The organism is Cytobacillus sp. FSL R5-0377 (assembly GCF_038004385.1).
GTDB lineage: Bacteria > Bacillota > Bacilli > Bacillales > Cytobacillaceae > Cytobacillus.
The window spans coordinates 728,396-753,707 of record NZ_JBBORA010000001.1; the positions used below are offsets into that span (position 1 = coordinate 728,396).

Sequence of the window (25,312 nt, forward strand, 5' to 3'; positions counted from 1 at the left end):
AGAGAAGAGCCTCTAATTTATCAAGGCTCCATTTTTCATTTTTAACTGATCAGTAAGCAAACTCTTCCAAGATTTCTTCAGCCGATTTTACCAGTTTGGCACCTTGCTGAATTAGTTCATTTGTTCCGGCTGAGAATGGGCTAAAAATATTCCCTGGTACTGCAAACACTTCCCGTCCTTCCTGCACAGCATAATTGGCTGTAATAAGAGAGCCGCTTTTGCTTTTCGCCTGAATTATCAGTGTCCCTCTGCAAATCCCGCTTATGATTCGGTTCCTCATTGGAAACTGCCATCTTGAGGGCCTTGTGTCCGGCGGATATTCAGATATTACCAGATGATTTTTCATCATTTCATAAGCAAGCTTCTGGTTTGCCTGTGGATAAATATGAAACAGGCCACCTGCTATGACACCGATTGTTTTTCCTTTATTTTTAATTGCTTCCTTATGTGCAATCGCATCTATACCGGCTGCCAGCCCGCTTACAATAATAATCCCCTGCTCAATAAGCTTCGGAAAAATGGACTGAATGGCTTTTTCGCCATACTCTGTTGCCTGTCTGGAACCAACAACAGCCAGGTGTACCCTGCTATTCAAAAGACTGGTATCGCCCCGGGCATATAAAACCCAAGGCGGCTGGTATGTTTCTTTTAAAAGAATGGGATATTCCTCGTCAAAAATAGTAATGGCTTTAATGCCATTTGGTGAGTATTGGCGAATTTGTTCATGGATTCGATCAGAATGCAGATCCTGGAATACATTGGAGAGAGATTCCTTAGTGGAGTTTACCGGGGGTATTATTCGATAGGGTGCATCATTATACAAAAATTTTAATTCTGGATCTTTCTTAAGAATATAATAAATCATCTTCCAGCTCATTCCTCTGCAGTGATGGAGATGGGTGAGCCTCATATTAAATTCATTCATGGAAGCCTCCTGTATTGTTTTTTAATGAAGGGGTGTGTGCGGGGAAAATGGCAAAGCAGAAATAGTCCCTCAAAAAGAGGGACTATTCTTAAGTTATTTGAAAAGATTAGTGTGTTTTACACTGGTCATAAAGGCCTTTTTCTTTCAGAACCTTTATCAGTGTTTCACCCATTACAGATGGAGTGTCAGCTACCTGAATACCGCACTCATTCATTACACGGATTTTTTCATCAGCTGTTCCTTTACCTCCTGAGATGATTGCGCCAGCATGACCCATACGCTTTCCTGGAGGTGCAGTGCGTCCGCCGATGAAGCCTACAACAGGTTTAGTCATGTTTTCTTTAACCCATTCTGCAGCTTCTTCTTCAGCAGTTCCTCCGATTTCACCAATCATGATGACAGCATAAGTTTCAGGGTCTTCATTGAATGCTTTTAAAACATCAATGAAGTTTGTTCCGTTAACTGGATCTCCGCCGATTCCAACTGCAGTTGATTGGCCGATACCTGCCTGTGTCAGCTGATGTACAGCTTCATAAGTCAATGTGCCTGAACGGGAAACAACCCCAACATGTCCTTTAGTGTGGATGTAGCCTGGCATAATGCCGATCTTACACTCTTCAGGAGTGATAACACCCGGGCAGTTAGGACCTACAAGGCGGGTCTTCTTGCCTTCCATATAACGCTTAACTTTAACCATATCCAATACAGGAATATGCTCAGTGATACAGATAGCAAGATCCAATTCAGCATCAACAGCTTCAAGGATCGCATCTGCAGCAAATGGAGCGGGAACATAGATAACGGAGGCGTTGGCACCTGTCGCCTTAACTGCTTCCTCCACTGTATTGAAAACAGGAACACCTTCTACTTCAGTACCGCCTTTACCCGGAGTTACACCGCCGACAATTTGCGTTCCGTATTCAAGCATTTGCTTTGTATGGAAAAGGGCTGTTGAACCAGTAATCCCTTGAACTATAACTTTAGTATCTTTATTAATAAATACGCTCACGTTAATTCTCCTTTCTGGTCTAAAGAGAGCCATCCTGCGCATAAAGACGTTAAGTAAAATCCTTTGATTCCGCTATATGCCTTTAATACTGAACGGCCGCTCATTTTTGATTCTTAGCCTACTAAAGAAACGATTTTTTGTGCACCGTCAGCCATGGACTCAGCAGCGATGATATCGATATCGGATTCTGCAAGAATCTTCTTGCCCATTTCAACATTCGTGCCTTCAAGACGAACAACTAATGGCACATTCAGGCCTACTTGCTTTGCTGCTTCCACTACACCAGTGGCGATGATGTCGCACTTCATGATTCCGCCGAAGATATTAACAAAAATTCCTTTTACGTTTTTATCAGAAAGGATGATTTTGAAAGCTTCAGTTACTTTCTCAGCTGTTGCTCCGCCCCCAACATCTAGGAAATTGGCCGGGTCTCCGCCATAATGCTTAACGATATCCATAGTAGCCATCGCTAATCCTGCACCATTAACCATGCAGCCTATGTTTCCATCAAGGGAAATGTAGCTCAGGTCGTATTTTGATGCTTCGATTTCCTTTGCATCCTCTTCTTCAAGGTCACGAAGATCCAGGATGTCTTTTTGACGGTAAAGTGCATTTGCATCAAAGTTCAGCTTAGCATCCAGAGCCATAACTTTGCCGTCTCCAGTTACAACTAATGGATTGATTTCAGCAATAGAGCAATCTTTCTCAATATATGCTCTGTATAAGCCCATCATAAATTTAACAGCTTGTCCGACAAGTTTTGATGGAATATTGATATTAAATGCGATTCTGCGAGCCTGGAATGCTGTTAAACCTAGAACCGGATCGATTTCTTCCTTGAAGATTTTTTCAGGCGTTTTTTCAGCCACTTCTTCGATTTCTGTGCCGCCTTCTTCCGATGCCATTAAAACAACACGGGATGTGGCGCGGTCCAGGACAAGACCCACATAATATTCCTTCTGAATGTCACAGCCCTCTTCAATCAGTAAACGCTTTACTTCTTTGCCTTCCGGGCCTGTTTGATGTGTAACAAGTGTTTTTCCTAAGATTTCACCTGCATATGTACGAACTTCGTCAAGATTTTTGGCAACTTTTACACCGCCAGCTTTTCCGCGTCCTCCGGCGTGGATTTGCGCTTTAACCACACATACCTCAGTGCCAAGCTCTTTAGCAGCTTCAACAGCTTCTTCTACTGTAAATGCCACTTTTCCATTTGGAACGGCAACCCCGTATTGTCTGAGGACTTCTTTACCTTGATACTCATGTATATTCATTTCCCATCCTCCTATCGAACTCTTCAAAAAATAGACTGCGCTTTCATTTTATTAAATGACACAACCCTTGTCTACCATTTACTCTAAAATATTATATTTCTTTAAAAATTATAAATATTGGATAGTTCATAAACCCTGGTATTAAAGAGGATTAGACCCTAATTTTATGGAAAAAATATTTTATTAAAATAAAGAAAACTGTCAGTCGATAGCTTTCGATTCTACTTGAATATAAGTATAATACCGCTCCTTGCTTCTAAAAATGATTAGTGTGAGAGAAACATATTGGTTTACCAGAATAGATTAATTCCTATTTCCCCTCTTTCCAGCTTCCTGATCTGCTCTGTAGATGAATGCAAATACCTCTGCAACGGCCTGATAAAGCTCTTCTGGAATTCCTTCATTGATATTAAGCCTGGCAAGAAGCTCAACAAGTGCAGGATCCTCCTGAACCGGAATACCATGTTCCTTAGCCTTTGCAAGGATATTTTCAGCTGTCAGGCCCTTCCCCTTTGCAGATATCTTTGGTGCCCCATTACTCTCAGGATCATAGTTTAACGCTACCGCTTCTTTCCTTTTTACATTGGGATTTTTTTTCATATTCTTATATCTACTCCGCTGAATGATTTGGCAGGTACTATTGAAGTCATTGCTTGTCCTGCTGAAAGTGAATCTCCGGCAGGCTCCGGCTTCTGAAAAGAAACCGAAGACAGCTTATAATTTAATGTAAATAGATTTGCTTTTAGTTCAGCTGCAAACGGGGAAGTTAAACTTTTCATCTCAGTATGCTCATTTATAACTGTAATGCTGATGATTCTGTTTTGGACCTGCAGATCGATAATCGTTTCATTCAGATGCTCTAAATCCAAATAAAAGATAACCCGGCAATGGCTGGGATCAATGTTTCCGTCTTCTGTTCTCCTCCCGCTCCACTGCATTGTCAAATCGGTGACCTTTCCCCATAAAGAAACCGGCAGCTGAAAGATGTAGTGCTGCAATGGTCCGGATTCCTGCGAGAGCGCCTGAAAGCCGGTTATTTTATGCAGAAGCCTTTCCGCTGCATTCTTAGCTGCATGCACAGGTTCTTCGTTTAAGAAGTCCATCAGGAGCGGTTTGAGGGTGTCCAGATTTTCGTCGCCTCCACCACCTTGCTGTTTTAATAAATTTTGGACATGATGTTCATGAGAAAATCCCAGTGTTTTGATTATTCTCTTTAATTCACTATGAATATGACGCTGGTCATATGGCAGAGGAGATTCGGGACGAAGGCTTGTTTTCAGTTCTGCCAGCATTGTATTTTCCTGAGGTGTGAGAGCAGCTGCACCGGAAAGCTTTTCACCTCCCAATAATCTCCCTGCCTGGACAGCAGCCTGCTTGAATTTTTCCCCATCTAATAAATGTCCAGAATCATCATTTATGGTAAGAGATAGAGCTGATTTCAAAAGAGTGTTAAGTACATTTTTTTCTGGAGGAAAAGATAATTTTCCATTCCGAAAATCATTAAGTATTGTTTGTAAAGCTTGACTCTGTCTGCTGCTTTCAGACCTTTGTGCAAAAAAACCATTAAGTTTGGCCAAATTTAAAATGAATTCACGCCTGCTCCCTGATTTGCTTATTTTCAAAAGAGCAGTCAGTGTTTGAAAAATCGGTTTGTTTTGCACGCCTTCCTCAATAAGCTGTTTTACGGCAGCATCCTCGCCAGCTTCACCAGGTAACATCCCCACTGTTTTCAAAAGCTCGAAAGCTGTTCGGGAACTAGCCAGACCTTCTGCATTCAGCCACTCTGAAAACAGTCTTACAACTGCCTGCTGGCCCAGTTTGTCTCTTGAAGCCATTGTCAAATTCTCAAGTATAGAGTATATTTGCTTTCCTTTGGATGATAAATCAACTCCCTTTAACTCATCCCGCAATTCTCCTATTAGTGAAGATAATGGGTCCCCGTTTAAGACTGAGGAGAGCGCTGAATAAACATTCTTCGAAAAGGGAAGCTGCCTTATGATCAGCTCTTTAACAGTCCTCAGGACTTCGGCAGCAGATATGCTTTCATAAATCCATTCCGATGCCATCCTTAATGTTTCACCAGTAATCGGAAGCTGCTCCTTAAGAAAATATTGAATGAGGGTTTTATTTTCCGGGGACACCTGCATTCCAAGCTGTCTTAGAAGGCTTTCTGCCTCAGCTCCTTTGCTTTGGCCTTTTACAGAATCCATAACTCTTAAATGCAGCAGCCCTTCACCCGGCTCGACTCTAAACCAATATCTATAGTCAGCAGACAAAGGGGTTTCCAGCTGTGCAATCACTTTATGTACCCCGATCTGCACCTCTGCCGTCTGATTCGGAAATAACTTCGCTACTTTACCGCTGACAATTTGCCCAGGCCTGAATGAAGCCGCTTTTCCTGCATTGCTTTGCTCATGCCTTATAATTTTTTGAATTAATTCAGACGGCTTCATACCTTCACCTTCTACTCTATTAATTATAAGAATCTTTTATCGGTGCAAAGCTTTTCCGGTGATAAGGCGTAATTCCATGAATTGATATCGCTTCAAGATGCTCCTTCGTCCCATAGCCCATGTTTTTCCCAAATCCATATCGGGGAAACTCCTTGCCTATTTCAGCCATCATTCTGTCTCTTGTGACTTTTGCAATGATAGAGGCTGCAGCAATCGTTACGCTTTTGCCATCTCCCTTTATGATAGCTTCCATTGGATAAGGTGTTAAAAGTTTTACCGCATCTACAAGCAGGAAATCCGGTTTTGGATTCAGGCCTTCAATTGCTGATAGCATTGCCTTTTTTGTTGCTTCAAATATATTAATTCGGTCGATTTCCGCGGGTTCAATGATCCCCACACTGACAGCTACAGCCTTAGTGTTTATCATGTCAAAATATTCTTCTCTTTTTCGTTCAGGCACTTTCTTTGAATCATCTAATCCCGGCAGGTAAAAGTCTTCAGGCAATATAACTGCTGCAGCTACCACCGGCCCCGCAAGCGGCCCTCTGCCGACTTCATCTATTCCGGCAATACATTCAAAACCACGGCTTCTGTACTGACGCTCATAACGTGTCATTTCTTTATGCTTCTCATGTATTTTCTTTTGGAACAACATACGGGAATGCCATTTTGCCAAAACTTGCTGCACACCTTTTCTGTCATCCTGTTTAATTGAGTGAAGGAATGGGTCATCCTCTGATTCAATTGTTTTTATCTTTTCTTCTATTTGGCGAATGGTTAACTTTTCCATGTTTTCTCCTTTTTATGCTAATCTATGTATCGTCATTTCTTCCAAAAAATAAAGGCCTCCTGCGAACAGAAGGTCTTAATAATTATTATTCAGCTTCATTTCGGACTGCCATTTCCTCCGGCAGCTCCAATGTAATTGGCCCCATTTTTTCAGAACGGAATTCCCTGATTACCAGTTCTGTTACCTTATCATAATCAATTTCGCCGCCGCCCATCAGACAGCCTCGCAGCCTGCCGATTTTATCAAAGACTTCAACAATTTCCTCCGGGATTTCTTCGATCTGGTAACGTTCTTTCAGGCGATCCGGATATCTTTCACCCAGAAAGCGCAGTGCATATACTGCTACATCCTGGAGATTTAATATAGTATCCTTGATTGCGCCTGTCAGAGCAAGCTTAAGTCCCACTTCCTGATCCTCAAATTTTGGCCACAAAATTCCAGGGGTATCGAGCAGCTCCAGCTCTTTCCCTACCTTTATCCACTGCTGGGCTTTCGTAACGCCGGGAGTATTTCCTGTCCTTGCAATATTCTTTTTGGCCAGGCGATTTATTAGTGTGGATTTGCCGGCATTTGGAATACCGACAATCATTGCCCGGATTGCCCTCGGCTTTACACCTTTGGCTTTCATTCGATCGAATTTCTCCTGAAGAATTTCCTGAGATGCGGAGACAATTTCTTTCATGCCTTGTCCGGCCTGGGAGTTTATCGCAAGAGCTCTTATGCCCTTATTTTCAAAATGTCTGATCCACTTCTTTGTTGCTTCTTTATCAGCCATGTCAGCTTTATTCAATAAAACAAGCCGGGGTTTGTGCTGAATGATTTCATCGATCATCGGGTTTCTTGATGAATAAGGAATCCTGGCATCAACGAGCTCAAAGATGATATCAACAAGTTTTAATTTTTCTGTAACCTGCCTTCTGGCTTTTGCCATATGGCCGGGAAACCACTGAATCGTCACAGCCGGCACCTCCATCCAATATATATTTATATAGCAGATAATCGTCAATCAACGATGCGAATATCCTCAATTGGCCAGTATATTACTCCGGCATCGCCCAGTACCTCTTCCATTGCAACAGGGCCAATGTGTCGGCTATCCTTGCTGAAGCGGCGGTTGTCACCCATTACAAACAAATGCCCTTCAGGAACTGTTTCCTGTCCGATCTTCTCTTTTAAAGTAAATGGCTCTGTCAGAGGCCCATCAATTACCTGCTTCTTATATTCATCCAGGTAAGGCTCATCATACGGTTTTCCGTTAACAAACAGAGTATCATCTTTATATTCAATCTTGTCTCCCGGAAGCCCTATTACCCGTTTAATGTAATCTTTGTTTTCAGGTGCATGGAAAACAATAATATCAAAGCGCTCCGGCTCGCCAATTTTATAACTGAATTTATTTACAATCATCCGGTCCTGGTCATGCAATGTTGGCATCATGGACAAGCCGTCAACCACAATTGGAGCAAACAGGAAATATCTGATGACTGCCGCTAACAGAACTGCAATTACAAGAGCTTTTGTCCATTCCCACAATTCATTTTTCTTTTTTGCCATTTAATCCCCCACCATTCTTCTAACCCATAACTAACCTGCCATGGAAAGTGTTGTCTTACTTATTTTACAAAAATTCTTCTTAATAAACACGATGGGAATCTTATTTTTATATTATTTAACATTTATGTAATATTATTTGTACTTTACTCTTTCATGAAAGAAAAAGGAGCTTGATTGAACAAGCTCCTTCTTTTCTTTATTATCGAATTTCTTTGATACGAGCTTTTTTACCGCGAAGGTTACGCAGGTAGTAAAGTTTCGCACGGCGGACTTTACCGCGGCGGATAACTTCAAGCTTCGCAATCTTAGGTGTGTGCACAGGGAATGTACGCTCAACGCCTACACCGTAAGAAATCTTACGAACTGTGAAAGTTTCGCTGATTCCACCACCACGACGCTTAATCACAACACCTTCATATACCTGAACACGCTCACGAGTTCCCTCAACAATACTTACGTGTACACGTACAGTATCACCAGGACGGAAAGACGGAAGGTCAGTACGAAGCTGTTCTTTTGTGATTTCTTCAATAAGTTTTTGCATCGTTTTCAACTCCTCTCAACAGACGCTCATGCACAACCTGTGTTTGCAGCGGAACATCTTTATCAGACGAAAGCTGAACAAGTTCAGCCTAAGTCACAAAAAGTATCATAACATATTTGGACGGCAACTTCAATGTTATTTATCTTCTTTTTTTATGTCATCCAGCCATTTTTGCTGTTCTTTTGTTAAATCTGCATCACTAAGAAGGTCAGGACGCCTTAAATACGTTCTTCTCAACGATTCTTTAGCTCTCCATTCTTCAACAAGGCGATGATTGCCTGACATGAGGACATCCGGCACTTTAAGGCCCCTGAATTCTGCTGGACGTGTATAATGAGGATGTTCAAGAAAACCTGTGCTGAAGGAATCTTTCATATGAGATTCCTGGTTGCCTAACACATCAGGAAGCAATCGGACGACACTGTCGATGACAACCATCGCTCCAAGCTCGCCGCCAGTCAGCACAAAATCACCAATTGAAATTTCATCTGTCACAACATGCTCCCGTATCCTTTCATCATATCCCTCATAATGGCCGCATACAAAAATCAGGTGATCTGCTTCTGCCAGCTCTTCAGCTTTTCTTTGCGTATAGCGCTCCCCCTGAGGACACAGCAGAATAACCCTTGGAGATGCCCCGCTCTTACTGCGCAGATCCTCAACCGCATCAAATATTGGCTGAGGCTTTAAAACCATCCCTGCTCCTCCGCCATATGGATAATCATCAACCGTTTTATGCTTATTGTCGGCATACTCCCTGAAGTTGACAACATTGTACGTTACCGCTTGGTTTTCTGCCGCTTTTTTTAATATTGAATGTCCCAAGACCCCTTCAAACATTTCCGGAAACAGAGTGAGCACATCAATATTCATCATTAAAGCAATCCCTCAATCGCATTAATTTTCACAAGTTTATCTTCCACATTAACTTCCTTAACAACATCTCCAATATACGGAATCAGAATCTCCTTAGCGCCTTTTGCTTTAACTACCCATACATCATTTGCTCCGGGAGACAGAATTTCTTTGATTTTTCCTATTTCTTCTCCATCAAGTGTTTCAACCGTACACCCGATAATTTCATGGTAGTAAAATTCATCCTCTTCAAGATCGCCAAGCTGATCTTCTGAAATTTTAAGAATGCCGCCCTTCATTTTTTCAATCTGATTGATATTTTCGTATCCTTCAAAGGTAAGCAGATCAAATGATTTATGAGTGCGGTGTGCTTTTACTGTCAGCTCAACAGGCTCTCCTTTTGCCTCCGGCATGAACAAGTACAGTTTATTTCCCGACTTATATCTTTCTTCTGCAAAATCTGTTTTGGAAATGACTCTCGCTTCCCCTTTTATGCCGTGGGTGTTCACAATTTTCCCTACGTTAAACCACTTCTGCATGTATTATCACCTCTAGCGTATTTCATCAACAATTCCATCCTTTATGATGATTGTTTTCCCTTTTTCTATGTCTTCCCAGGGGGTACCCTTTTTAACCTCGATAATCGCCTGGACTTCTTTTTCTTTTAATTCGCTTCCTAAAGGTAGCATATGTAATTGTTCTATTTGAAAATCCAGCAGCTGAACTTTTTCCTGCCTCAGTTGAATTTCCTTTTCAAAGTGCTGCTTCAGATTGGCCGGATGCAGCTTCTTGGTTTTTTCCAGTTTTTTTAGTTCAAACCTTAGCTGATCACTTTCTTTCTGCAGCTGCTTTTTTTTGGCCACGTAGCCTTCCAGCAGTTCTTGCTTGCTATTCTCTGTCAGCACTTGCTTAACTGTAACAGTTTGAATAATGTTCATGTTCAGCGCCTCCCAAATCATAATCCGGATGAAAAAACGGCGTTACTGACACTGCTGTCACATTCTTAGTTGGCGATGATTATATTTATAGATTGTAAAAAAAGGAGGGGAATCCCCTCCTTTTTTGGTAATACCCGCTTACTGCAGGATAATTATTCGATGATCTCTAAAAAGATCTTCTTTTGTTCTGTTGAACCTGCTGCATAAACAACGGTCCGAATTGCTTTCGCAACGCGCCCTTGCTTCCCAATTACTTTCCCCATGTCATTCTTGTTGACAGAAAGCTGATAGGTTACGCGCTGATCCTCTTCTTGGACATTCACTTGAACATCTTCCGGAAAATCAACAAGGGGCTTAACAATCGTTTCGATAAGCTCTTTCATCTTATAATGAATTACTTACCGTTTTTAGCGTTATGGAATTTTTCCATAATGCCTTGCTTAGAGAAAAGGTTACGTACTGTATCAGATGGCTTAGCACCTGTCTGAAGCCATTTAAGAGCCAACTCTTCATTGATTTCAACGATCGCTGGTTGAGCAACCGGATTGTAAGTTCCTACTGTTTCAATGAAACGTCCGTCACGAGGAGAACGAGAATCAGCTACAACGATACGATAGAAAGGGTTTTTATGAGCACCCATACGCTTTAAACGAATTTTTACTGCCATTTTAAATAAGCACCTCCGAATAGTTTCACACAAGATAGTATAATATCAGATAGTTAATTAGTTTGTAAAGGTTTTTTTCTTTACATGTTATGAAAAGCTTAAATAGCGGCTTAGAAAGGGTTAAAAGGAAGCTTAAATCCGCCTTTTTTCTTGCCTTTTTGCTGCATGCCGGCCATTTGCTTCATCATCTTTTTCATATCTTCAAATTGCTTCAGCAGACGGTTAACTTCTGGGACGGTTCTTCCGCTTCCCTTGGCAATCCGTTTGCGGCGGCTTGAATTGATGATTTCCGGATGAGTTTTCTCTTCCTTAGTCATCGACTTAATAATGGCCTCAACGTGAGTGATTTGCTTCTCATCGATTTGCATATTATTCAAGCCTTTGATTTTGTTGGCGCCAGGCATCATTTTCAAAAGCTCATCTAGAGGTCCCATTTGGCGGACCTGACCGAGCTGATCCAAAAAGTCATCAAATGTGAAAGAAGCAGTGCGCATTTTCTGCTCAAGCTCTTTTGCCTTTTCTTCATCCACATTAGCCTGTGCTTTTTCAATTAGGGATAAGACATCCCCCATACCTAAAATACGGGAAGCCATCCGTTCCGGATGGAACGCTTCAAGGGCGTCCAGCTTTTCGCCAAGACCGACAAATTTAATCGGCGTGTTTGTTACGGATCTAATTGATAGAGCCGCACCGCCTCGAGTATCGCCATCCAGCTTTGTCAGGACAACTCCTGTAAGACCCAGCAGATCATTGAAGCTTTGTGCTACGTTAACCGCATCCTGACCAGTCATGGCATCTACAACAAGGAAAATTTCATCTGGATTGGAAAGCTCTTTGATTTGCTTTAGCTCATCCATTAGAGCTTCATCCACATGCAGTCTTCCTGCTGTATCGATTAGAACATAATCGTTATGGTCCTCTTTTGCCTTTGCGATGGCCTGTTTTGCAATTTCAACAGGACTGACTTGATCGCCAAGGGAGAAGACAGGCATATTAAGCTGTTTGCCAAGCGTTTCGAGCTGTTTAATCGCCGCAGGACGGTAGATGTCTGCAGCAACCAGCAGCGGGTTGCGGTTATACTTTTTACGGAGCAGGTTCGCAAGCTTTCCGGTTGTAGTCGTTTTACCGGCACCCTGAAGACCAACCATCATAATGACAGTCGGCGGGCGTTTGGAAACAGCAATTTTGCTTTGTTCTCCGCCCATCAGTTCCGTTAATTCTTCTTTAACAACCTTTATTACCTGCTGTCCCGGCGTCAGGCTCTTTAATACTTCCTGCCCGACAGCGCGTTCACTGACTTTTTTGACGAACTCCTTGACAACTTTGAAGTTAACGTCCGCTTCTAAAAGAGCGAGACGAACTTCTCGCATCATTTCTTTTACATCCGCTTCATTGATTTTGCCCTTTCCGCGGATCTTCTGAATTGTATTTTGCAGTCGGTCGGCCAATCCTTCAAATGCCATTTATGCCGCCTCCTAATCTAATTTCTCAAGCTCTGCCACTGCCTCTTTCAATGCCTCTCGGGAAGGAGAACCTTCCTGAAGCATCTCTTTTATTTCTGCAATCAGCTTGCTGCGCTCTTGAAATTTATGAAATAATAATAGCTTTTCTTCATACTCTTCAAGCATTGCTTCCGTTCTCTTTATGTTGTCATAAACCGCTTGCCGGCTTATATCATATTCTTCGGCAATCTCTCCAAGCGAAAAATCATCCAGGTAGTAAAGGGACATATAGCTTCTCTGCTTAGGAGTTAACAACGATTGATAGAAATCATAAAGGTAGTTCATCCTCGTTGTCTTTTCGAGCATCCCTATTCCCCCTTGTTAAGTGAAAAGCCTTTACAAAGTAAGTTTACATAGAATTTCACAGCATGTCAAGAAAATATCTTTACAGTACTGGCAGTAATGCGTCCGGGTGATCGCAGCAGGCATCCTTCAACTTTGATTCCACTTATTTTTTCCTGTTTTTTGCATCCAGCAGTCTTTTCATCCGCTCTTCTCTTTCCTGAGGCGAGGGTTCTGCTGCTGGCCTTGTCCGGTTTGGCTTCCTTGTTTTTATTTTTTCAGGTGTTTCCTTTACAGGTAGTTCCCTTTGAAGACTAACTGACTCCTGATCGGCAGGAGACGGTTTATTTCCGGAAGCTTTAAGTTTTGGTATCTTCACAGGCTTTTCTATCACTTTTCTGTTTTTCTTCAAAATTCCCGCTGCGAGTCCAGTAAGCCCAAAGCGCCTTACTGCAATTTCTAAGAAAAATAGCAGGAATGCAGCCAGAAGCAGCCATTCACTGATCGGCTGTTTGGTGCTTGCCTTTTTTTTCAGCGGCAGGAATGCTTCTTCACCGTTCGCCAGCTCATTGCCTCCAGTCATATTTGAGAGTGACTTCAAATGCTCTTTATTTGTTCCCTTTTGCAGATACTCTTCAGAATAGGGAACGGTAAATCCGGTTTGATGAACCTGAACTTTTCCATTCTCATCAGTCTGTTTAATATTTAAAAAATACATTCCCTCCCTTTCAGGCATCTGCGCTTCATATTTACCTGGAGCTGTAAGTCTCATATTAGCTTCTACCTGTTCACCCGTTTCTGACACGATGGATGTCTCGATGGGCAAAGAAATGCTTCCCGCAGACTCCAGGGTGAGCACTGTTTTACCATCCTTGTTCTCGACATCAACTCTATATGGTTCACTTTCATATTGCGGCAGGGTTTTAGTAACAAGCTGATTAATAAAGGACAGCCACTTTTCCCAGCTGGCCCATTCTCCCGACCACTTACCCGAAATATCGGATGTAAAAGCCGCTGTCCGCCCTATTCCATATTGCCATTCAGCAAGTATAGGGTCTTTTTTTTCACTTAACAATGGCACCTGTGCCCGCGGCTTGGCCGTTGCAGCTATATAGGCATTCATCTTCGGCACACCATTTTCAAAAAGAGAGGACCAGTCAGGGTAAGGCTGTATATTTGGGTAAAATGGGTTGTCTTCGATATAAGTTCTTGTAGCCATTACGGTTTCACGAGATAAAATGCTAGGTATGACGGAAGAGTCAGTAACATCATAAAAACGCCCTGATCCCATCCCCGCAAGTTCTTCAAGAAGCCCTCTATCAGCATCCTGACCAAGTGCAACAGTTGAGAGAGTAATATTCTTCTCTTTCCCGTTTTTGATTAGAAACTCGTAGTCTCCATTTGCGGCTGATTGTCCATCTGTCAGCAAAATGATATGCTTCCTCTGCAGCTTTAAATCTTCAAGCTCACTATAAGCCTGTTCAAGAGAGGTAAAGATTTCTGTTCCCCCGCCGGGTGTAATGGATTTGATTTTTTCAATGGCCTTCTTCTTATCCTTGAGAGGCTTGGTTTCAAGGATTTCCCATGGGCGGTCATCAAATGCAATAAATCCGAGTGTATCTTCTTCACGAAGCAGTTCAACAGAGCGGGCAGCCGCCTCTTTTGCCAATTCGATTTTATTTCCTGCCATGCTTCCGGAACGGTCCATAACTAACACAAGACCCAAGGAGGGCATTTCTTTCTTCCCTTTGATATCCATATCCACCGGAAGCAATTTCTCAATCGGCGTTTTAAAATAGCCTCCCAGACCGAAGCTTTCTTCACCGCCAAACATGATAAAACCAGTGCCGAATTCCTTCACCGCCTTCTCCATCAGTGTCATTTGCCGCGCTGAAATAACTGTTGCGGGGACATTATTAAAAATGATCGACTGATATTGCAAATAGCCCGACAGAACGGTCGGAAGCTTCTCTGGAATAACCGTATCTGTCTCCAGGCCAGAACCTTTTAACAGATTTGAAATATCACCGGCGTCCTCTCCTTGTACAATCAGAACTTTAGGAGTTCCTTTCACATTCACTATCGAGTGAAGGGTATTATTTTCAGTATAGGCATCCCGGTCTGCTGCTATCTCTGCTTTATAAGCTGTTAACCCTGCGGTATCCGCTTTGTGGGTAAACGTATAAATGTTTTTCCCTTCGTTTACTTGAACAGTCTCCTTTAAAACTTCTTTATGATTTACAGAAAGTCTGATTTCAGCTTCCTTGGCAATATTGCTGGTAACTTCTATTGTAATCGGAGCCTCTTCCCCTAAATATAGTGAAGGAGGAACGTCTAATTCTGAGATTGAAACATCTTCACCTGCTGCTGTTCTTAGTGGAACATGGTCAATCTCGATACTCCGATTTTTTAATATTGCAGCTGCTGCCAGGCTTTCTCCTTCCGTTTCATTCCCGTCCGACATCAAGACAATTCTGCCGGAAGACTCCCTCGGAATGAGAGAAGCGGCAAATTGCAGGCCCGCTTCCAGGTTCGATTGAGAGTTGTCAGCCATCCCATTAAATTCGGATATAACTTCACGGTTTCTGCCCAAATTTTGTTCAAGCACTGCATTTTTTCCAAAAGCCGCAACGGCAAATTGATCATCCTTTTTCCTGTAGCCGGTGCTGTTTTCTATCCAGGCCAGTGCTTCCTCATTTGAGCCAATGCTTGCAGAACGGTCAGCCAGAAATATGACAGTCTGCCCTTTGACGGGAAGGAGTACTTGGGGAATGGTCAGTGCAATAATGATTAAAGAGAAAATAACCAGCCTTAGACCGGCAATCCAAAACTTTTCACTTCCTTGTCCCCTTTGATTTCGAATAAATAAAAAGACGATAATAACAGCAGGGATCAGGAGCAGTAACAGGAAGGGATATTTAACCTCTATACCCACGGCGATATACCTCCCATTCGATAGCAATCAATATTAAAGCTATTAAAGAAAGCCAAAACCAGAAACTTTCATTTGGCCTTTGGGTCATGCTGTTTTTTTCAGATGATTTTGCATTCAGTGTAAAGGATTCTTCTGTTCCTGCACTTTTCTCTCTTTCATCCAGAAGGACGGAAAAATAATAAATCTGATTCCCTGATACCGCCTGGTAAGTTCCGGGGGCTATAGGAGCTTTAAAGGTTTCCTCGTTTAGATCTAGAGAGTATAGATTTTCGTCTTTATTATTGAAAATTTCCCAGCTTCCAGTTCCATTGCCTATATTAATCCATCTCTCTTCTCCGGAGCTGAAATACCCAAGGAATTCTGATTGCTGGGATAGCCACTGGTAAGAGTTATATAGAAAGATTGGAAAACCCGGCAGGAGAGGCCAATCTGTGTCAGCCAGATCAAAATTGACGATAATTATTGGCTGCCCATTATGCATTCCCTTCTGAATTAAAGGAATATCCCCGCTTTTCAATACAGTCTCCCATTCCCCTTTCAGAACGGCGGATGCAGAACTGATATATACCTTCTCAAAATTTGCATATTCCAAAAGCCGATCATCATCACCTGTAATTGCTTCATCAAGTTTTATTCTATTTTTGCTTGTATTGAAAAAGATCATCGGCAGCTCTGGAAGTTTCGATAATGTGCTTCCTTCAGCTACAACGACACCTTTCATTTCCAAGCCTTTGAGGGCAGACGGATCTGTCTGCAGCAGTTCGGCACCAATAGTTTGAAAGCCTTTCACTGCAAATGGATTTACATCTCCCATAGTGTAAACCTTTGGTTTTGGGTCAGTGTAAATAGAGGCTGCTGAGTTATCTGCACTATAGCCATCGCTAATGGTGATAGCTGCCTCGTAATAAGGTTTTACCGGCAGATCTTTAATTTGAACGGTTATATCCTCTTTTGCTTTTAATGATACATTCTGTTCAAACAGTACTTCTTCCTCAGATTTTACTGTAACGCCTGTCTCTATATTTTCAGAAGACTGGTTTTCTATCACTGCAACTGCTGAAATACGATCACCCTCGGCCGCTGTCCCGAATGACTGCAGCGACACATTTGCTGCGTTCTCTCCAATATTATGTACCACCGTGTATAGACCGCCCGATTCCTTCATAAAATCTTTTTTGGCAGCCGAATCTGAAAAAACATGAAGAGCGGTGTCCTTTCCTGAAGATAGGGATTCTGCCAATAAGATGGCTTTTTCCATATTTTCATGTTCATAAGTAAGCTCCAGCTTCTTAATAGTTCTTCGAATAGCATTTGAATCATCTTCCCTGCTTAAGAGAATCTCACTTTTCTCTCCTGCTTGAATCAAGCTTACTTGCTGGCCATTAAGCTTTCCCGCAAGGCCAAGCATTTCCTCTTTTGCGATTTCAAAACGGCTTTTCCCTCCGCTGTCAGCCGACATAGAGGCAGATGGATCTATAATGATGATTATGTGTTCTCCTTTTAATGAATCTTCAAGCCAAAACGGACGCACAAGAGCCAGCATCAATAATAGCAGTGCCAATAATTGCAGCCAAAATAACAGATTCTGCTGAAGTTTTTTAAGCCAAGGGGAAGCCTGCCACTCATTCAGCACCTGTTCCCAGAGCAAATTGGAGGAAATGGTCTTTTCTGTATACTGTTTCCGAAAGAAATAAAATAGGACAACCGCTCCGATAAAAATGGATAAAACAAAATATACAGGATTTAAGAATTGCATTTTGTTCTCACCTGACCAGCCCCTTCGCATACAGATCCCTGAAAAGAACTGTCTGAAGATCTCTTGTTTCAGGGGCATAGATATATTGGCCGCCATACCGTTTGCATAGAATCTCAAGCTGTTCATTATGTTCTTTTAAACGCTTTTCGTATTCGGCCAATACGGAAGGACTCATACTCACATTTACAGCGGCCCCCCTTTCACTATCAATTAACTTTACGTCTCCAGAATATGACGGTTTTATTTCTTCTTTGGCCTGGACCTGAAATAGCCAGAACTCCTGTTTCAGCCCTCTTAACTTCCTAAACAGGATTTCCCATTCCTGAAGCGGTTCAAAGCCATCGGCTATTATTACAGCAAGCTGCTGATGTCTTGAAAGAGTGCCTTTTAGATTGCCCAGAAAGTTACTTGAAAGGGCTGATAGTTCTATTTTCTGGATCTCCATGAATGTTCGCCTGCTGTATATAGACCCTTTTCTTTTGATAGGCTGTGAGCCGGAAGAAGAAACCGGTGAAAACAGGAGACGGTCTTCCCCGGAAAGAATCATAAAACTCAAAGCAGCAGCCAGCGCTTTGGCATATTCCCATTTTTCTTCCAATTTGGTCATGGATGAAGTGGCATCCAGATAAACAGCAATAGATAGTTCCTGCTCATCCAGGAAACGTTTAATATAATGTTTTTGTGTCCTGCCAAAGACATTCCAATCTATTTGCCGGATATCGTCTCCAGGCTGATATGCCCTGAAGTCAGAAAATTCCATGGAAGATCCGAATTTATGTGATTGTCTGGAACCTGAATGAAACCCTCTTTTCCTGGTCTTTACAGAAATTTTACGCTTCTGCAGCTTTCCAAGAAGGATTTGATGGCTGTTCATCAGCTATTAGCTCCCCGGAAATTTTCTTTTATCAGAGCTTCTATAATCGAATCTGCTGTAATCCCCGCTGCTTCTCCTTCAAAGTTTAAGATGAGACGATGGCGTAAAACCGGATAGGCAACACTTTTTAGGTCGCCTATTGAAACATTGTACCTGCCTGAGCACAATGCCCTTGCCTTTGCCATATTTATGAGACTCTGAAGGCCGCGGGGACCGCTGCCATATTGGACGTTTTCTTTAACAGTTTCGGGTGCATACTCTGAATCCGGGTGTGTGGCTGTGATCAGCCATACAGCATAATCCAGGATCTCCTCTGAAACGAGGATTTCTCTTCCAAGTTCCTGAAGAACAATTACATCATTCAGTCCAGCTGCTTTATTTAAATGAGTTTTTAGTACACCAGTCGTTCTCCGGGCAATTTCTTTTAATTCAGCTTGCGTCGGATAAGCTACATTTATTTTACATAGAAACCGGTCCGTTTGAGCCTCCGGCAGAGGGTAAGTTCCTTCCATATCAATTGGGTTCTGAGTTGCAAGAACAAAAAATGGATTTTCCATCCTTTTTGTTTCACCCATAATGGTAACTGTTTTTTCTCCCATTGCCTCAAGCAGTGCACTTTGTGTTTTAGGTGTGGCCCTGTTAATTTCATCTGCCAGGATAATATTGGCGAATATCGGCCCTTTATGAAAACTGAATGTTTGCCTGCCTGCATCGTCTGGCTGAAGCAGCATGGTTCCCGTTATATCTGATGGCATAATATCAGGTGTAAATTGAATGCGGGAGAATTTCAGATCCAGCACTTCTGCAATAGTCTTAATGAGCATCGTTTTACCAAGACCCGGCAATCCTTCAAGCAATACATGACCGCCGGAGATAATGCTCCATAATACTTGTTCGACTACCTCTTCCTGTCCCACTATAAATGATTGAATCTCATCCTTCACTTTCGCAATAATATCTGCTGCTTGTGCGAATTGCTGCACTTTTTCCTGTGTTGCGGACATTGAAGTCACTCCTTATCCGGATCAATACTTGTAAAATAATTTTTAACAATTTCCTCTAAATCAGCCGGCAGCTTATACCGGTCTGTGCTCTGTCTATATGAATTCTGATAATTCCCAAACACTTCACTGTAAGGTCTGATCGTTCCTTTTAAAACAGGGCCATCCCCTTCAAACTGCTGGCCAGAAGTCCCCTGTCCAAGACTGCCGTTATCATTTTCAATATTTTTCTTTCCTTCCATTCCTGATGGAATGGTAAGCAGATCCCTGGATCCCTGTCCGTGTCCTGCACCTCCTCCAAGACCGCTTCCCGTACCTGTGCCTGTGCCTGAACCTGTCCCTGCACCAGATCCCGAACCATTTCCGGAGCCGGAGCCTGAACCATTTCCGGAGCCGGAGCCTGAACCGCTGCCATTCCCGGTTCCTGTTCCTGACCCGCTGCTATTTCCGTTATTTGAGCTAGTTCCAGGCTGATTTTGATTATTTTGCTGATTTGAATTATTCTGCTGTCCTTGCTGAGGCATATTGGAAGTGTTACCAGAGCTGCCCGGCTGTCCAGGCGGAGCGAATGCAAGCTGGCCAGGCGGCATTCCATTCGCTGCCATTTGCTGCTGTAATGATAGTCCTGAACTCTGAAGTGCATCTTGTGCTGCAGCCAGCTGATTTAAAAGCTCTTCTGAATGCATAGCTTTTTCCAGCTGTTCAAGAAGTTTTGAAAGCTCTTCTTCGGATATTTGTGTTTCACTGCCAGTAAGCTCCTTCAAGGCCTGTTTCTGATCTTCATTAAGTTTCGCATTCTGTTTGTTGAGCTTAGACAACTCTTTTCCAAATGAAGCCAGATCTTTATCTTTCAGCATTTGGCTTAATTGTTCTAACCCGTTCTTTTCAAGATTGTTTTTCATAGTTTCCAGGGCTAATGATTTCTCTTTTTCTTTAATTGCTTTTAACTCAAAGCTTTTTGTTTGTTTCTCTAATTCTTTCAAAGCTTCCTCAGCTGACTTTTTTCCTGCAATCTTCTCTGTTGCTTCCTGTAATGCTTTTTTTACTTGAGGATTCTTTTCCTTCTCGGCTTTTTTCTCAAGTTCCTCTCTGGCTTCTTTAACTATCTCCATTTCCTTCTCCCGCTTTTGGGCCAATTCCATTTTCTCTCCCGGCAGCATGTATAAAAACATCGCCATCCCAAATAAAGCCAAACAAATTAAAAGATGCTTGGGAAGAATGAAAACCTTCTTCCTGCCTAAAACCTGATGGTGAACCTTTTTCATATGTTTGACTGCATCCGCCAGCTGCAATCTTGCGAGAATATCATCATTTTCAAGGAAAGAATGGGCAGTAATGACTCTGTCGTCGGCTACAAACCTATTGAACAGTAATGCCGCCTGAGTTATGTCCGGCCGTTTCTTCCAAATTTTAAAAATAGCGAAAAGTGCTGAGAGTAATATAATCATCAGGAAATAGTTTTGCAGGTACGGGATAACAAAAAATCTTGCTGCAATCATAAGAAAAAAGGCCAGGACAGCAGCTGTTAAAAGGAAAACCTGAAATTCCTTAACAACCAGCTGAAACAGGAGCTGTCTTTTTACCGGTTTTAAGAGTCTAACATATTGATTGCGGTCTTCCACCGATATCATTCCCTTATTATGAATTTCGGGCAAACCCGTCCCCTTGGGATTTGCCCGAATAAACTGCTAACCCTTTTTCATATTGGGACGAAGTTTCTTTATGCTAAGCAGCACAGCTCCAATGAAAATCAATGTGTAAGAAATTAAGTATGAAATCCACAAAGGAAATTCAATGCCTGTTGATCTTGTTATTTCATTGGTCATTTCAGGCTCAAAGGTACTCATCAGAATAATGACCGGATTGAGCATAGCCGGGAAATATGGCAAAGGATTTGTCGGCTGAGTCCCTGAATACCCGTAGGCATTTGTTAATTGCATAAAAATCAAAGTTAGGAATGCCGTTCCGCCTGCTAAAAATAGTGTAACCCCATAGGTGGTAACCATCGAGACAATGGTTTTTCTAATCAGTGTCGAAAATAAAACTCCAATGCTTCCATAAACCAGGATCGTAAACAAATAAAATCCCATTGTGATGAGGAGCTGTCCTGGAGAAATACCTCCAAATAAAAACACAAAGCTATAAAGAGGCAAACTTGCCGCAATCAGCAAAATTAAATATGAAATGGAGGAAATTAGCTTGCTTAATATGATGCTTGAAGAGCTTTGGGTGGTCGTTAGCATGATATTTAAGGTCTGCCTCTCTCTTTCGCTGCTGATAACCCCTGCTGTTAATCCCGGGGTTATAAACAGAATCAGGCCAAGCTGCAGTATAGATAAAACCATAAACATTGTCCGGCTCTGATCCGGTTTAAAAAATCCCGGCATGTTGTTTGACAGTGATTCAATAATAATAAAACCAACAATGATAATCCCTAATGCCAATAGGTAAAAAAGGACACCAAGGTAGCTTTTAAAGCTTCGGAAGCGGAGCTTGAATTCTTTATTAAGTACTGGATTCACGATTAAATTCTTCATGTCAGCTCAACTCCCTTTGTAATTTCCATAAAGACATCCTCCAGATCTGTTTCCACTTCAGCAAAGCTGGTGATTGCCAGATTATTCAAAATGGCCCTTTTAAGAAGCTCTTTTTGCTCTTCAGCAGTCCCTTTATAAATAAACTGGATAGATGCCCCTTCTTCATGCAATGATAATTTGGAAATTTTAGGATCATCTTCAAAAAAGGAAATGGCAGTTTCCACATTTCCAAGAACTTTTACAAGAATCAGCCGTTCTCCTCTGAGCTGTGCCTGGATATCAGCAACCGACCCCTGAGCCACCAGTTTACCCTGATCAATAATGCCGATGGTATCGCACATCTCTGCAAGCTCTGGCAGAATATGTGAAGATATTAAAATCGTTTTGCCCATACTTTTCAATTCTTTTAATATCTCCCTCATTTCAACCCTTGCTCTTGGGTCAAGTCCTGATGCCGGCTCATCCAGGATCAGGACTTCGGGATCATGAATTAGGCATCTGGCAAGACAGAGGCGCTGTTTCATGCCTCTTGATAGAAGGTCCACATATGACTCTCTTTTATGTGATAAGTTAACAAGGTCGAGCAGCTGCGGAATCAGCTTCTCGCGTTCTGCAAATGGAATTCCGTAACTTGCTCCGTAAAAGTGCAGATATTCATCAGCCTTTAGCTGATCATAAACCCCGAAAAAGTCCGGCATATAGCCTATTTGCTTTCTCACAAGCTTAGGCTCCTTTTGCACATCATACCCGTTGACAAAAGCCGATCCCGAAGTTGGGGCAAGCAGGGTTGCCAAAATCGAGAAGGTTGTTGATTTTCCTGCACCATTCTGTCCGACAAAGCCAAAAACACTGCCTTTTTCAATATTAAGGTTTAAGGAATCAAGTGCTGTGAATTTTCCATACCGTTTCGTTAAATCTATTATTTCGATCATTTTGCCACCTCCCCTTTAATTGTTACAGCAGGTAATTGAACGAAAGGATCTCCCTGTGAAGACTTAATAAGCTTCAAAATAAATCGGCCATCTTTTGAAACATACTGTGATAAGTCATCTTTACTTGTCAGCTTTAAGCTCCTTTGATCCGGTTCAATCGGCAGCCATTCACCTGATTTATGGTTTTTAATTGAATACTGAACGCTTTGGCTATTAATCTTTAAGGAAATTTCTTCGAGACTATAGCTTTTCTCTTTCATCTGCTTCGGAAGACTTAAAGAATATTCATATTCTCCGTCTTCAAGCATCATTTCACCACTTGTGCTGCCTATGCCTTTTTCATAAATTTGGCCCTTAGACACATGCCAATCAGCTGCCATCATACTTTCCTTCAATGTAAATGAGCCGGAAAACTCATTTTTAGCCTCAAATGGCTGAAGAATCAAATTGGTATTATTCTGTTTGGCTTTCTTTCCTTTCATTGCTACATCAATGACAGATTCTCTTGTAATACCTGCCAGGACCGGCTGAGATGCATCTCCGAGCAGGAACGTAGAAGAGGCACTTTCAAGCCTTTCTTTTCTTAACCTATTAATGTCATTCTGTCCATTGGCAGGGGATGCTCCATTAAATGTTCCGCCGTACGGTCTGCTCAAGAGGGACTGTTTTATCGTTTTATCTACTTTAATTGTCTCACCTTTTTTGATTGAACCCAGTTTTATTGCATCATTGCCTGACCAAATATATAATTCTTCAAAATTAAAGTCACTCTCATTTTTGATAGTTCCGGTTAATTTTTTTTCTTTAAGAGTCAGGTCCGCTTTTAATTCCCCATTTATTTCCGTTTGAGCTTTTCCGTAGATGGTTTTGGATGACCAATACCCCACCTCAGGGAAAATAATCTCATTGTATTTTACTTTTTCAGCCATGATTCCGCCTCTTAGAGGATCAGAAGACGTTGAATTGTTAGAATAAACCACAGCATTAAATTCACCTTTTGGCATTGAGAGGATATATTCACCGCTTTTATTTGACAGCAGGGTTGAAGCCTGGTATCCGGTAAGCAGATTGTTATTCAACTTATATATCCCCATCTGATTCAGCTGCGGCTGAGAAATTCTGTCTTTTGCTCCCATTCCAAAGACAGCTGCCCCCATCAGTATGGCTATAGAAGGAATGATCCACCAGGAATGCTCCCGTTTATCAAGCTTTCTTAACACAAAATAAAGCACAGGCACTATGAGAATAATATAGCCGGCGAAAAGTCCAATAAGCTGTCCGACTGAAAAATTGGATGCAGGAAAGAATTCATTTACTTCTGCAAATTCCCAATAAAGCTGGTCCAGATAATCCTGTGAATAGGGGCTTGAACCAGTGCCTGCACCTGATGCCTGTTTAATATAGCCATCAAACCATGTGTCATACCCCTGCCATGAAGATAAAGGCTCATCCCCCAATGAAAAAGCCGTCTGTAAAATCGTCCCGCTTCCATACTCCTTCTTCAATGCTGCAGGGAGATCACCGCTTTTAGCAATAACTTCTGCACTCTTTTCAACCGGGCCAGTAAAAAAGTTGAGCTCTTGAAATTCCGGCTCTTCTCCCTTTGCCGGCTGCAGGAATTTGACAGCAGCGGATGATTCATTTTCTAATTTCATCGGCAGCAGAGAATACAGCTCTCCATATGTGCCGCCTGCATCCGGTCCTCCTCCTGCAATCAAAGTTCCACCGCGGAAAACCCAGTCCTTTATCGCTTTTTGCTGTTGGTCACTAAGCTGGGAAATCTTGAATTCATCAATAATCAGATAATCGAGCGTTTCCAATCCTGTGGCGTCATCGGGCAAATCTTCCCTTTTAAGCTCAAGCATCGATTTAGATGGCAGTGTCCTCAGCTCTTTTACTCGATCATAGTTTTCACTAAGAACGCCAATTACTTCAGTTGCCATATCTATAAATTTCGGCTTTAATGTTTTTTCACCAGTAAAACTGACTTTTTTCCCATCTTTCCAATCTCCTTCATAAAGAGTCAGCAAGGGAATGTTCTGATACATGGAGGGATGATCCTCCGTTATTCCAGGTACCGTAACCAGATATTCCTTTGCTGAACCGGCCGGCAGCTCTACTTTTACAGTTACTGCACCGCTGGTATTGTAAGAAGGATGGTAACTTATCAGCAAATTCCCGCTGAATGCCTCACCTGTATTTTCCATCTTAATCCTAAGAGGGAATCCCTCACCTCTTTTTACTTTTCCGCCAAAGCCCTCATCCAGACTAACTTTAATGCCTGAGGCAGCTTCTGCTGATTGAAATGGATGAAACATAAATACAAAGCAGAAGAAAGCCATAATAATAACTTTTATTTTTCTGCGCAACCCAATCTCCCCTTTTAATACCTTAAGTATCTGCTTTTAATATTTATAGACTTCCTTAACGACTATAAATTTTTCTCATTCTGATAACTTCTTCCATTTTATAGACGCAGACTAA

24 protein-coding genes are annotated in these 25,312 nt (G+C 42.0%); all 24 read right to left on the bottom strand.

Annotated features, from left to right (window positions below):
- Positions 1-49: 49 nt before the first annotated feature.
- Positions 50-925: a DNA-processing protein DprA gene (gene dprA / locus NSQ49_RS03575; protein ID WP_251282822.1), complete on the bottom strand. Its 876-nt coding sequence runs from the start codon at positions 923-925 to the stop codon at positions 50-52.
- A gap of 106 nt (positions 926-1,031) precedes the next feature.
- The gene (gene sucD, locus NSQ49_RS03580) at positions 1,032-1,934 is read right to left on the bottom strand and encodes a succinate--CoA ligase subunit alpha (RefSeq protein WP_159862652.1); all 903 of its coding nucleotides are present in this window, start codon (positions 1,932-1,934) and stop codon (positions 1,032-1,034) included.
- 113 nt (positions 1,935-2,047) lie between these two features.
- On the bottom strand, positions 2,048-3,208 hold the full coding sequence (gene sucC, locus NSQ49_RS03585) for an ADP-forming succinate--CoA ligase subunit beta (RefSeq protein WP_159862651.1): 1,161 nt from the start codon (positions 3,206-3,208) through the stop codon (positions 2,048-2,050).
- Positions 3,209-3,511: 303 nt separating this feature from the next.
- Entirely contained in the window at positions 3,512-3,808 is a 297-nt protein-coding gene (locus NSQ49_RS03590) for an EscU/YscU/HrcU family type III secretion system export apparatus switch protein (protein ID WP_251282821.1), read from the bottom strand.
- Positions 3,805-5,661, bottom strand: coding sequence for a hypothetical protein (locus NSQ49_RS03595; protein WP_159862650.1), 1,857 nt, complete (start codon positions 5,659-5,661; stop codon positions 3,805-3,807). Before NSQ49_RS03595 ends, NSQ49_RS03590 begins: the two co-directional genes overlap by 4 nt.
- 19 nt (positions 5,662-5,680) lie before the next feature.
- Complete coding sequence (locus NSQ49_RS03600; protein ID WP_159862649.1) at positions 5,681-6,451, bottom strand: ribonuclease HII; 771 nt, start codon at positions 6,449-6,451, stop codon at positions 5,681-5,683.
- Positions 6,452-6,536: 85 nt separating this feature from the next.
- Positions 6,537-7,409 carry a ribosome biogenesis GTPase YlqF gene (ylqF, locus tag NSQ49_RS03605; protein WP_159862648.1) on the bottom strand — a complete coding sequence of 291 codons (873 nt, stop codon included), beginning with the start codon at positions 7,407-7,409 and terminating at the stop codon, positions 6,537-6,539.
- 44 nt (positions 7,410-7,453) lie between these two features.
- Positions 7,454-8,005: a signal peptidase I gene (lepB, locus tag NSQ49_RS03610; protein ID WP_159862647.1), complete on the bottom strand. Its 552-nt coding sequence runs from the start codon at positions 8,003-8,005 to the stop codon at positions 7,454-7,456.
- A 199-nt stretch (positions 8,006-8,204) separates the two neighbouring features.
- A complete protein-coding gene (rplS, locus tag NSQ49_RS03615) occupies positions 8,205-8,549 on the bottom strand; it encodes a 50S ribosomal protein L19 (protein WP_009330779.1) in 345 nt (114 codons plus the stop codon).
- Between the two features lie 135 nt (positions 8,550-8,684).
- On the bottom strand, positions 8,685-9,422 hold the full coding sequence (gene trmD / locus NSQ49_RS03620) for a tRNA (guanosine(37)-N1)-methyltransferase TrmD (protein WP_201306477.1): 738 nt from the start codon (positions 9,420-9,422) through the stop codon (positions 8,685-8,687).
- A 2-nt stretch (positions 9,423-9,424) separates the two neighbouring features.
- Positions 9,425-9,943 (bottom strand): ribosome maturation factor RimM, encoded by a 519-nt coding sequence (gene rimM, locus NSQ49_RS03625; protein ID WP_159862645.1) that lies wholly within the window; start codon positions 9,941-9,943, stop codon positions 9,425-9,427.
- A gap of 12 nt (positions 9,944-9,955) precedes the next feature.
- A complete protein-coding gene (locus tag NSQ49_RS03630) occupies positions 9,956-10,342 on the bottom strand; it encodes a YlqD family protein (RefSeq protein ID WP_159862644.1) in 387 nt (128 codons plus the stop codon).
- A gap of 152 nt (positions 10,343-10,494) precedes the next feature.
- Complete coding sequence (locus NSQ49_RS03635; protein ID WP_159862643.1) at positions 10,495-10,725, bottom strand: KH domain-containing protein; 231 nt, start codon at positions 10,723-10,725, stop codon at positions 10,495-10,497.
- 11 nt (positions 10,726-10,736) lie between these two features.
- The gene (gene rpsP, locus NSQ49_RS03640) at positions 10,737-11,009 is read right to left on the bottom strand and encodes a 30S ribosomal protein S16 (protein ID WP_009330784.1); all 273 of its coding nucleotides are present in this window, start codon (positions 11,007-11,009) and stop codon (positions 10,737-10,739) included.
- A 110-nt stretch (positions 11,010-11,119) separates the two neighbouring features.
- Positions 11,120-12,472 (bottom strand): signal recognition particle protein, encoded by a 1,353-nt coding sequence (gene ffh / locus NSQ49_RS03645; RefSeq protein WP_159862642.1) that lies wholly within the window; start codon positions 12,470-12,472, stop codon positions 11,120-11,122.
- Positions 12,473-12,484: 12 nt separating this feature from the next.
- Positions 12,485-12,817 carry a putative DNA-binding protein gene (locus NSQ49_RS03650; RefSeq protein WP_159862641.1) on the bottom strand — a complete coding sequence of 111 codons (333 nt, stop codon included), beginning with the start codon at positions 12,815-12,817 and terminating at the stop codon, positions 12,485-12,487.
- A 142-nt stretch (positions 12,818-12,959) separates the two neighbouring features.
- Entirely contained in the window at positions 12,960-15,728 is a 2,769-nt protein-coding gene (locus NSQ49_RS03655; RefSeq protein WP_159862640.1) for a VWA domain-containing protein, read from the bottom strand.
- A complete protein-coding gene (locus tag NSQ49_RS03660; RefSeq protein WP_159862639.1) occupies positions 15,712-17,484 on the bottom strand; it encodes a vWA domain-containing protein in 1,773 nt (590 codons plus the stop codon). Before NSQ49_RS03660 ends, NSQ49_RS03655 begins: the two co-directional genes overlap by 17 nt.
- A gap of 7 nt (positions 17,485-17,491) precedes the next feature.
- Positions 17,492-18,358, bottom strand: coding sequence for a DUF58 domain-containing protein (locus NSQ49_RS03665; RefSeq protein WP_159862638.1), 867 nt, complete (start codon positions 18,356-18,358; stop codon positions 17,492-17,494).
- Positions 18,358-19,362 carry an AAA family ATPase gene (locus NSQ49_RS03670; protein WP_251282820.1) on the bottom strand — a complete coding sequence of 335 codons (1,005 nt, stop codon included), beginning with the start codon at positions 19,360-19,362 and terminating at the stop codon, positions 18,358-18,360. The genes NSQ49_RS03665 and NSQ49_RS03670 overlap by 1 nt, the downstream gene beginning before the upstream one ends.
- A gap of 5 nt (positions 19,363-19,367) precedes the next feature.
- The gene (locus NSQ49_RS03675) at positions 19,368-21,014 is read right to left on the bottom strand and encodes a hypothetical protein (RefSeq protein ID WP_159862636.1); all 1,647 of its coding nucleotides are present in this window, start codon (positions 21,012-21,014) and stop codon (positions 19,368-19,370) included.
- 33 nt (positions 21,015-21,047) lie between these two features.
- Positions 21,048-21,896: an ABC transporter permease gene (locus tag NSQ49_RS03680; protein WP_159862635.1), complete on the bottom strand. Its 849-nt coding sequence runs from the start codon at positions 21,894-21,896 to the stop codon at positions 21,048-21,050.
- A complete protein-coding gene (locus NSQ49_RS03685; protein ID WP_159862634.1) occupies positions 21,893-22,828 on the bottom strand; it encodes an ABC transporter ATP-binding protein in 936 nt (311 codons plus the stop codon). Before NSQ49_RS03685 ends, NSQ49_RS03680 begins: the two co-directional genes overlap by 4 nt.
- Positions 22,825-25,197, bottom strand: a complete 2,373-nt coding sequence (locus NSQ49_RS03690; protein WP_251282818.1) for a hypothetical protein — start codon at positions 25,195-25,197, stop codon at positions 22,825-22,827. Before NSQ49_RS03690 ends, NSQ49_RS03685 begins: the two co-directional genes overlap by 4 nt.
- Positions 25,198-25,312: the final 115 nt, after the last annotated feature.

Bases quoted from the DNA above. Each gene is read 5' to 3' on its own strand.
- NSQ49_RS03590 (WP_251282821.1), bottom strand. From the start codon at position 3,808: ATGAAAAAAAATCCCAATGTAAAAAGGAAAGAAGCGGTAGCGTTAAAC.
- rimM (WP_159862645.1), bottom strand. From the start codon at position 9,943: ATGCAGAAGTGGTTTAACGTAGGGAAAATTGTGAACACCCACGGCATA.
- NSQ49_RS03630 (WP_159862644.1), bottom strand. From the start codon at position 10,342: ATGAACATTATTCAAACTGTTACAGTTAAGCAAGTGCTGACAGAGAAT.
- NSQ49_RS03685 (WP_159862634.1), bottom strand. From the start codon at position 22,828: ATGATCGAAATAATAGATTTAACGAAACGGTATGGAAAATTCACAGCA.
- rpsP (WP_009330784.1), bottom strand. From the start codon at position 11,009: ATGGCAGTAAAAATTCGTTTAAAGCGTATGGGTGCTCATAAAAACCCT.
- NSQ49_RS03680 (WP_159862635.1), bottom strand. From the start codon at position 21,896: ATGAAGAATTTAATCGTGAATCCAGTACTTAATAAAGAATTCAAGCTC.
- rplS (WP_009330779.1), bottom strand. From the start codon at position 8,549: ATGCAAAAACTTATTGAAGAAATCACAAAAGAACAGCTTCGTACTGAC.
- NSQ49_RS03660 (WP_159862639.1), bottom strand. From the start codon at position 17,484: ATGCAATTCTTAAATCCTGTATATTTTGTTTTATCCATTTTTATCGGA.
- NSQ49_RS03650 (WP_159862641.1), bottom strand. From the start codon at position 12,817: ATGCTCGAAAAGACAACGAGGATGAACTACCTTTATGATTTCTATCAA.
- NSQ49_RS03665 (WP_159862638.1), bottom strand. From the start codon at position 18,358: ATGAACAGCCATCAAATCCTTCTTGGAAAGCTGCAGAAGCGTAAAATT.
- sucC (WP_159862651.1), bottom strand. From the start codon at position 3,208: ATGAATATACATGAGTATCAAGGTAAAGAAGTCCTCAGACAATACGGG.
- dprA (WP_251282822.1), bottom strand. From the start codon at position 925: ATGAATGAATTTAATATGAGGCTCACCCATCTCCATCACTGCAGAGGA.
- lepB (WP_159862647.1), bottom strand. From the start codon at position 8,005: ATGGCAAAAAAGAAAAATGAATTGTGGGAATGGACAAAAGCTCTTGTA.
- NSQ49_RS03595 (WP_159862650.1), bottom strand. From the start codon at position 5,661: ATGAAGCCGTCTGAATTAATTCAAAAAATTATAAGGCATGAGCAAAGC.
- ffh (WP_159862642.1), bottom strand. From the start codon at position 12,472: ATGGCATTTGAAGGATTGGCCGACCGACTGCAAAATACAATTCAGAAG.
- trmD (WP_201306477.1), bottom strand. From the start codon at position 9,422: ATGAATATTGATGTGCTCACTCTGTTTCCGGAAATGTTTGAAGGGGTC.
- NSQ49_RS03635 (WP_159862643.1), bottom strand. From the start codon at position 10,725: ATGAAAGAGCTTATCGAAACGATTGTTAAGCCCCTTGTTGATTTTCCG.
- NSQ49_RS03670 (WP_251282820.1), bottom strand. From the start codon at position 19,362: ATGTCCGCAACACAGGAAAAAGTGCAGCAATTCGCACAAGCAGCAGAT.
- NSQ49_RS03600 (WP_159862649.1), bottom strand. From the start codon at position 6,451: ATGGAAAAGTTAACCATTCGCCAAATAGAAGAAAAGATAAAAACAATT.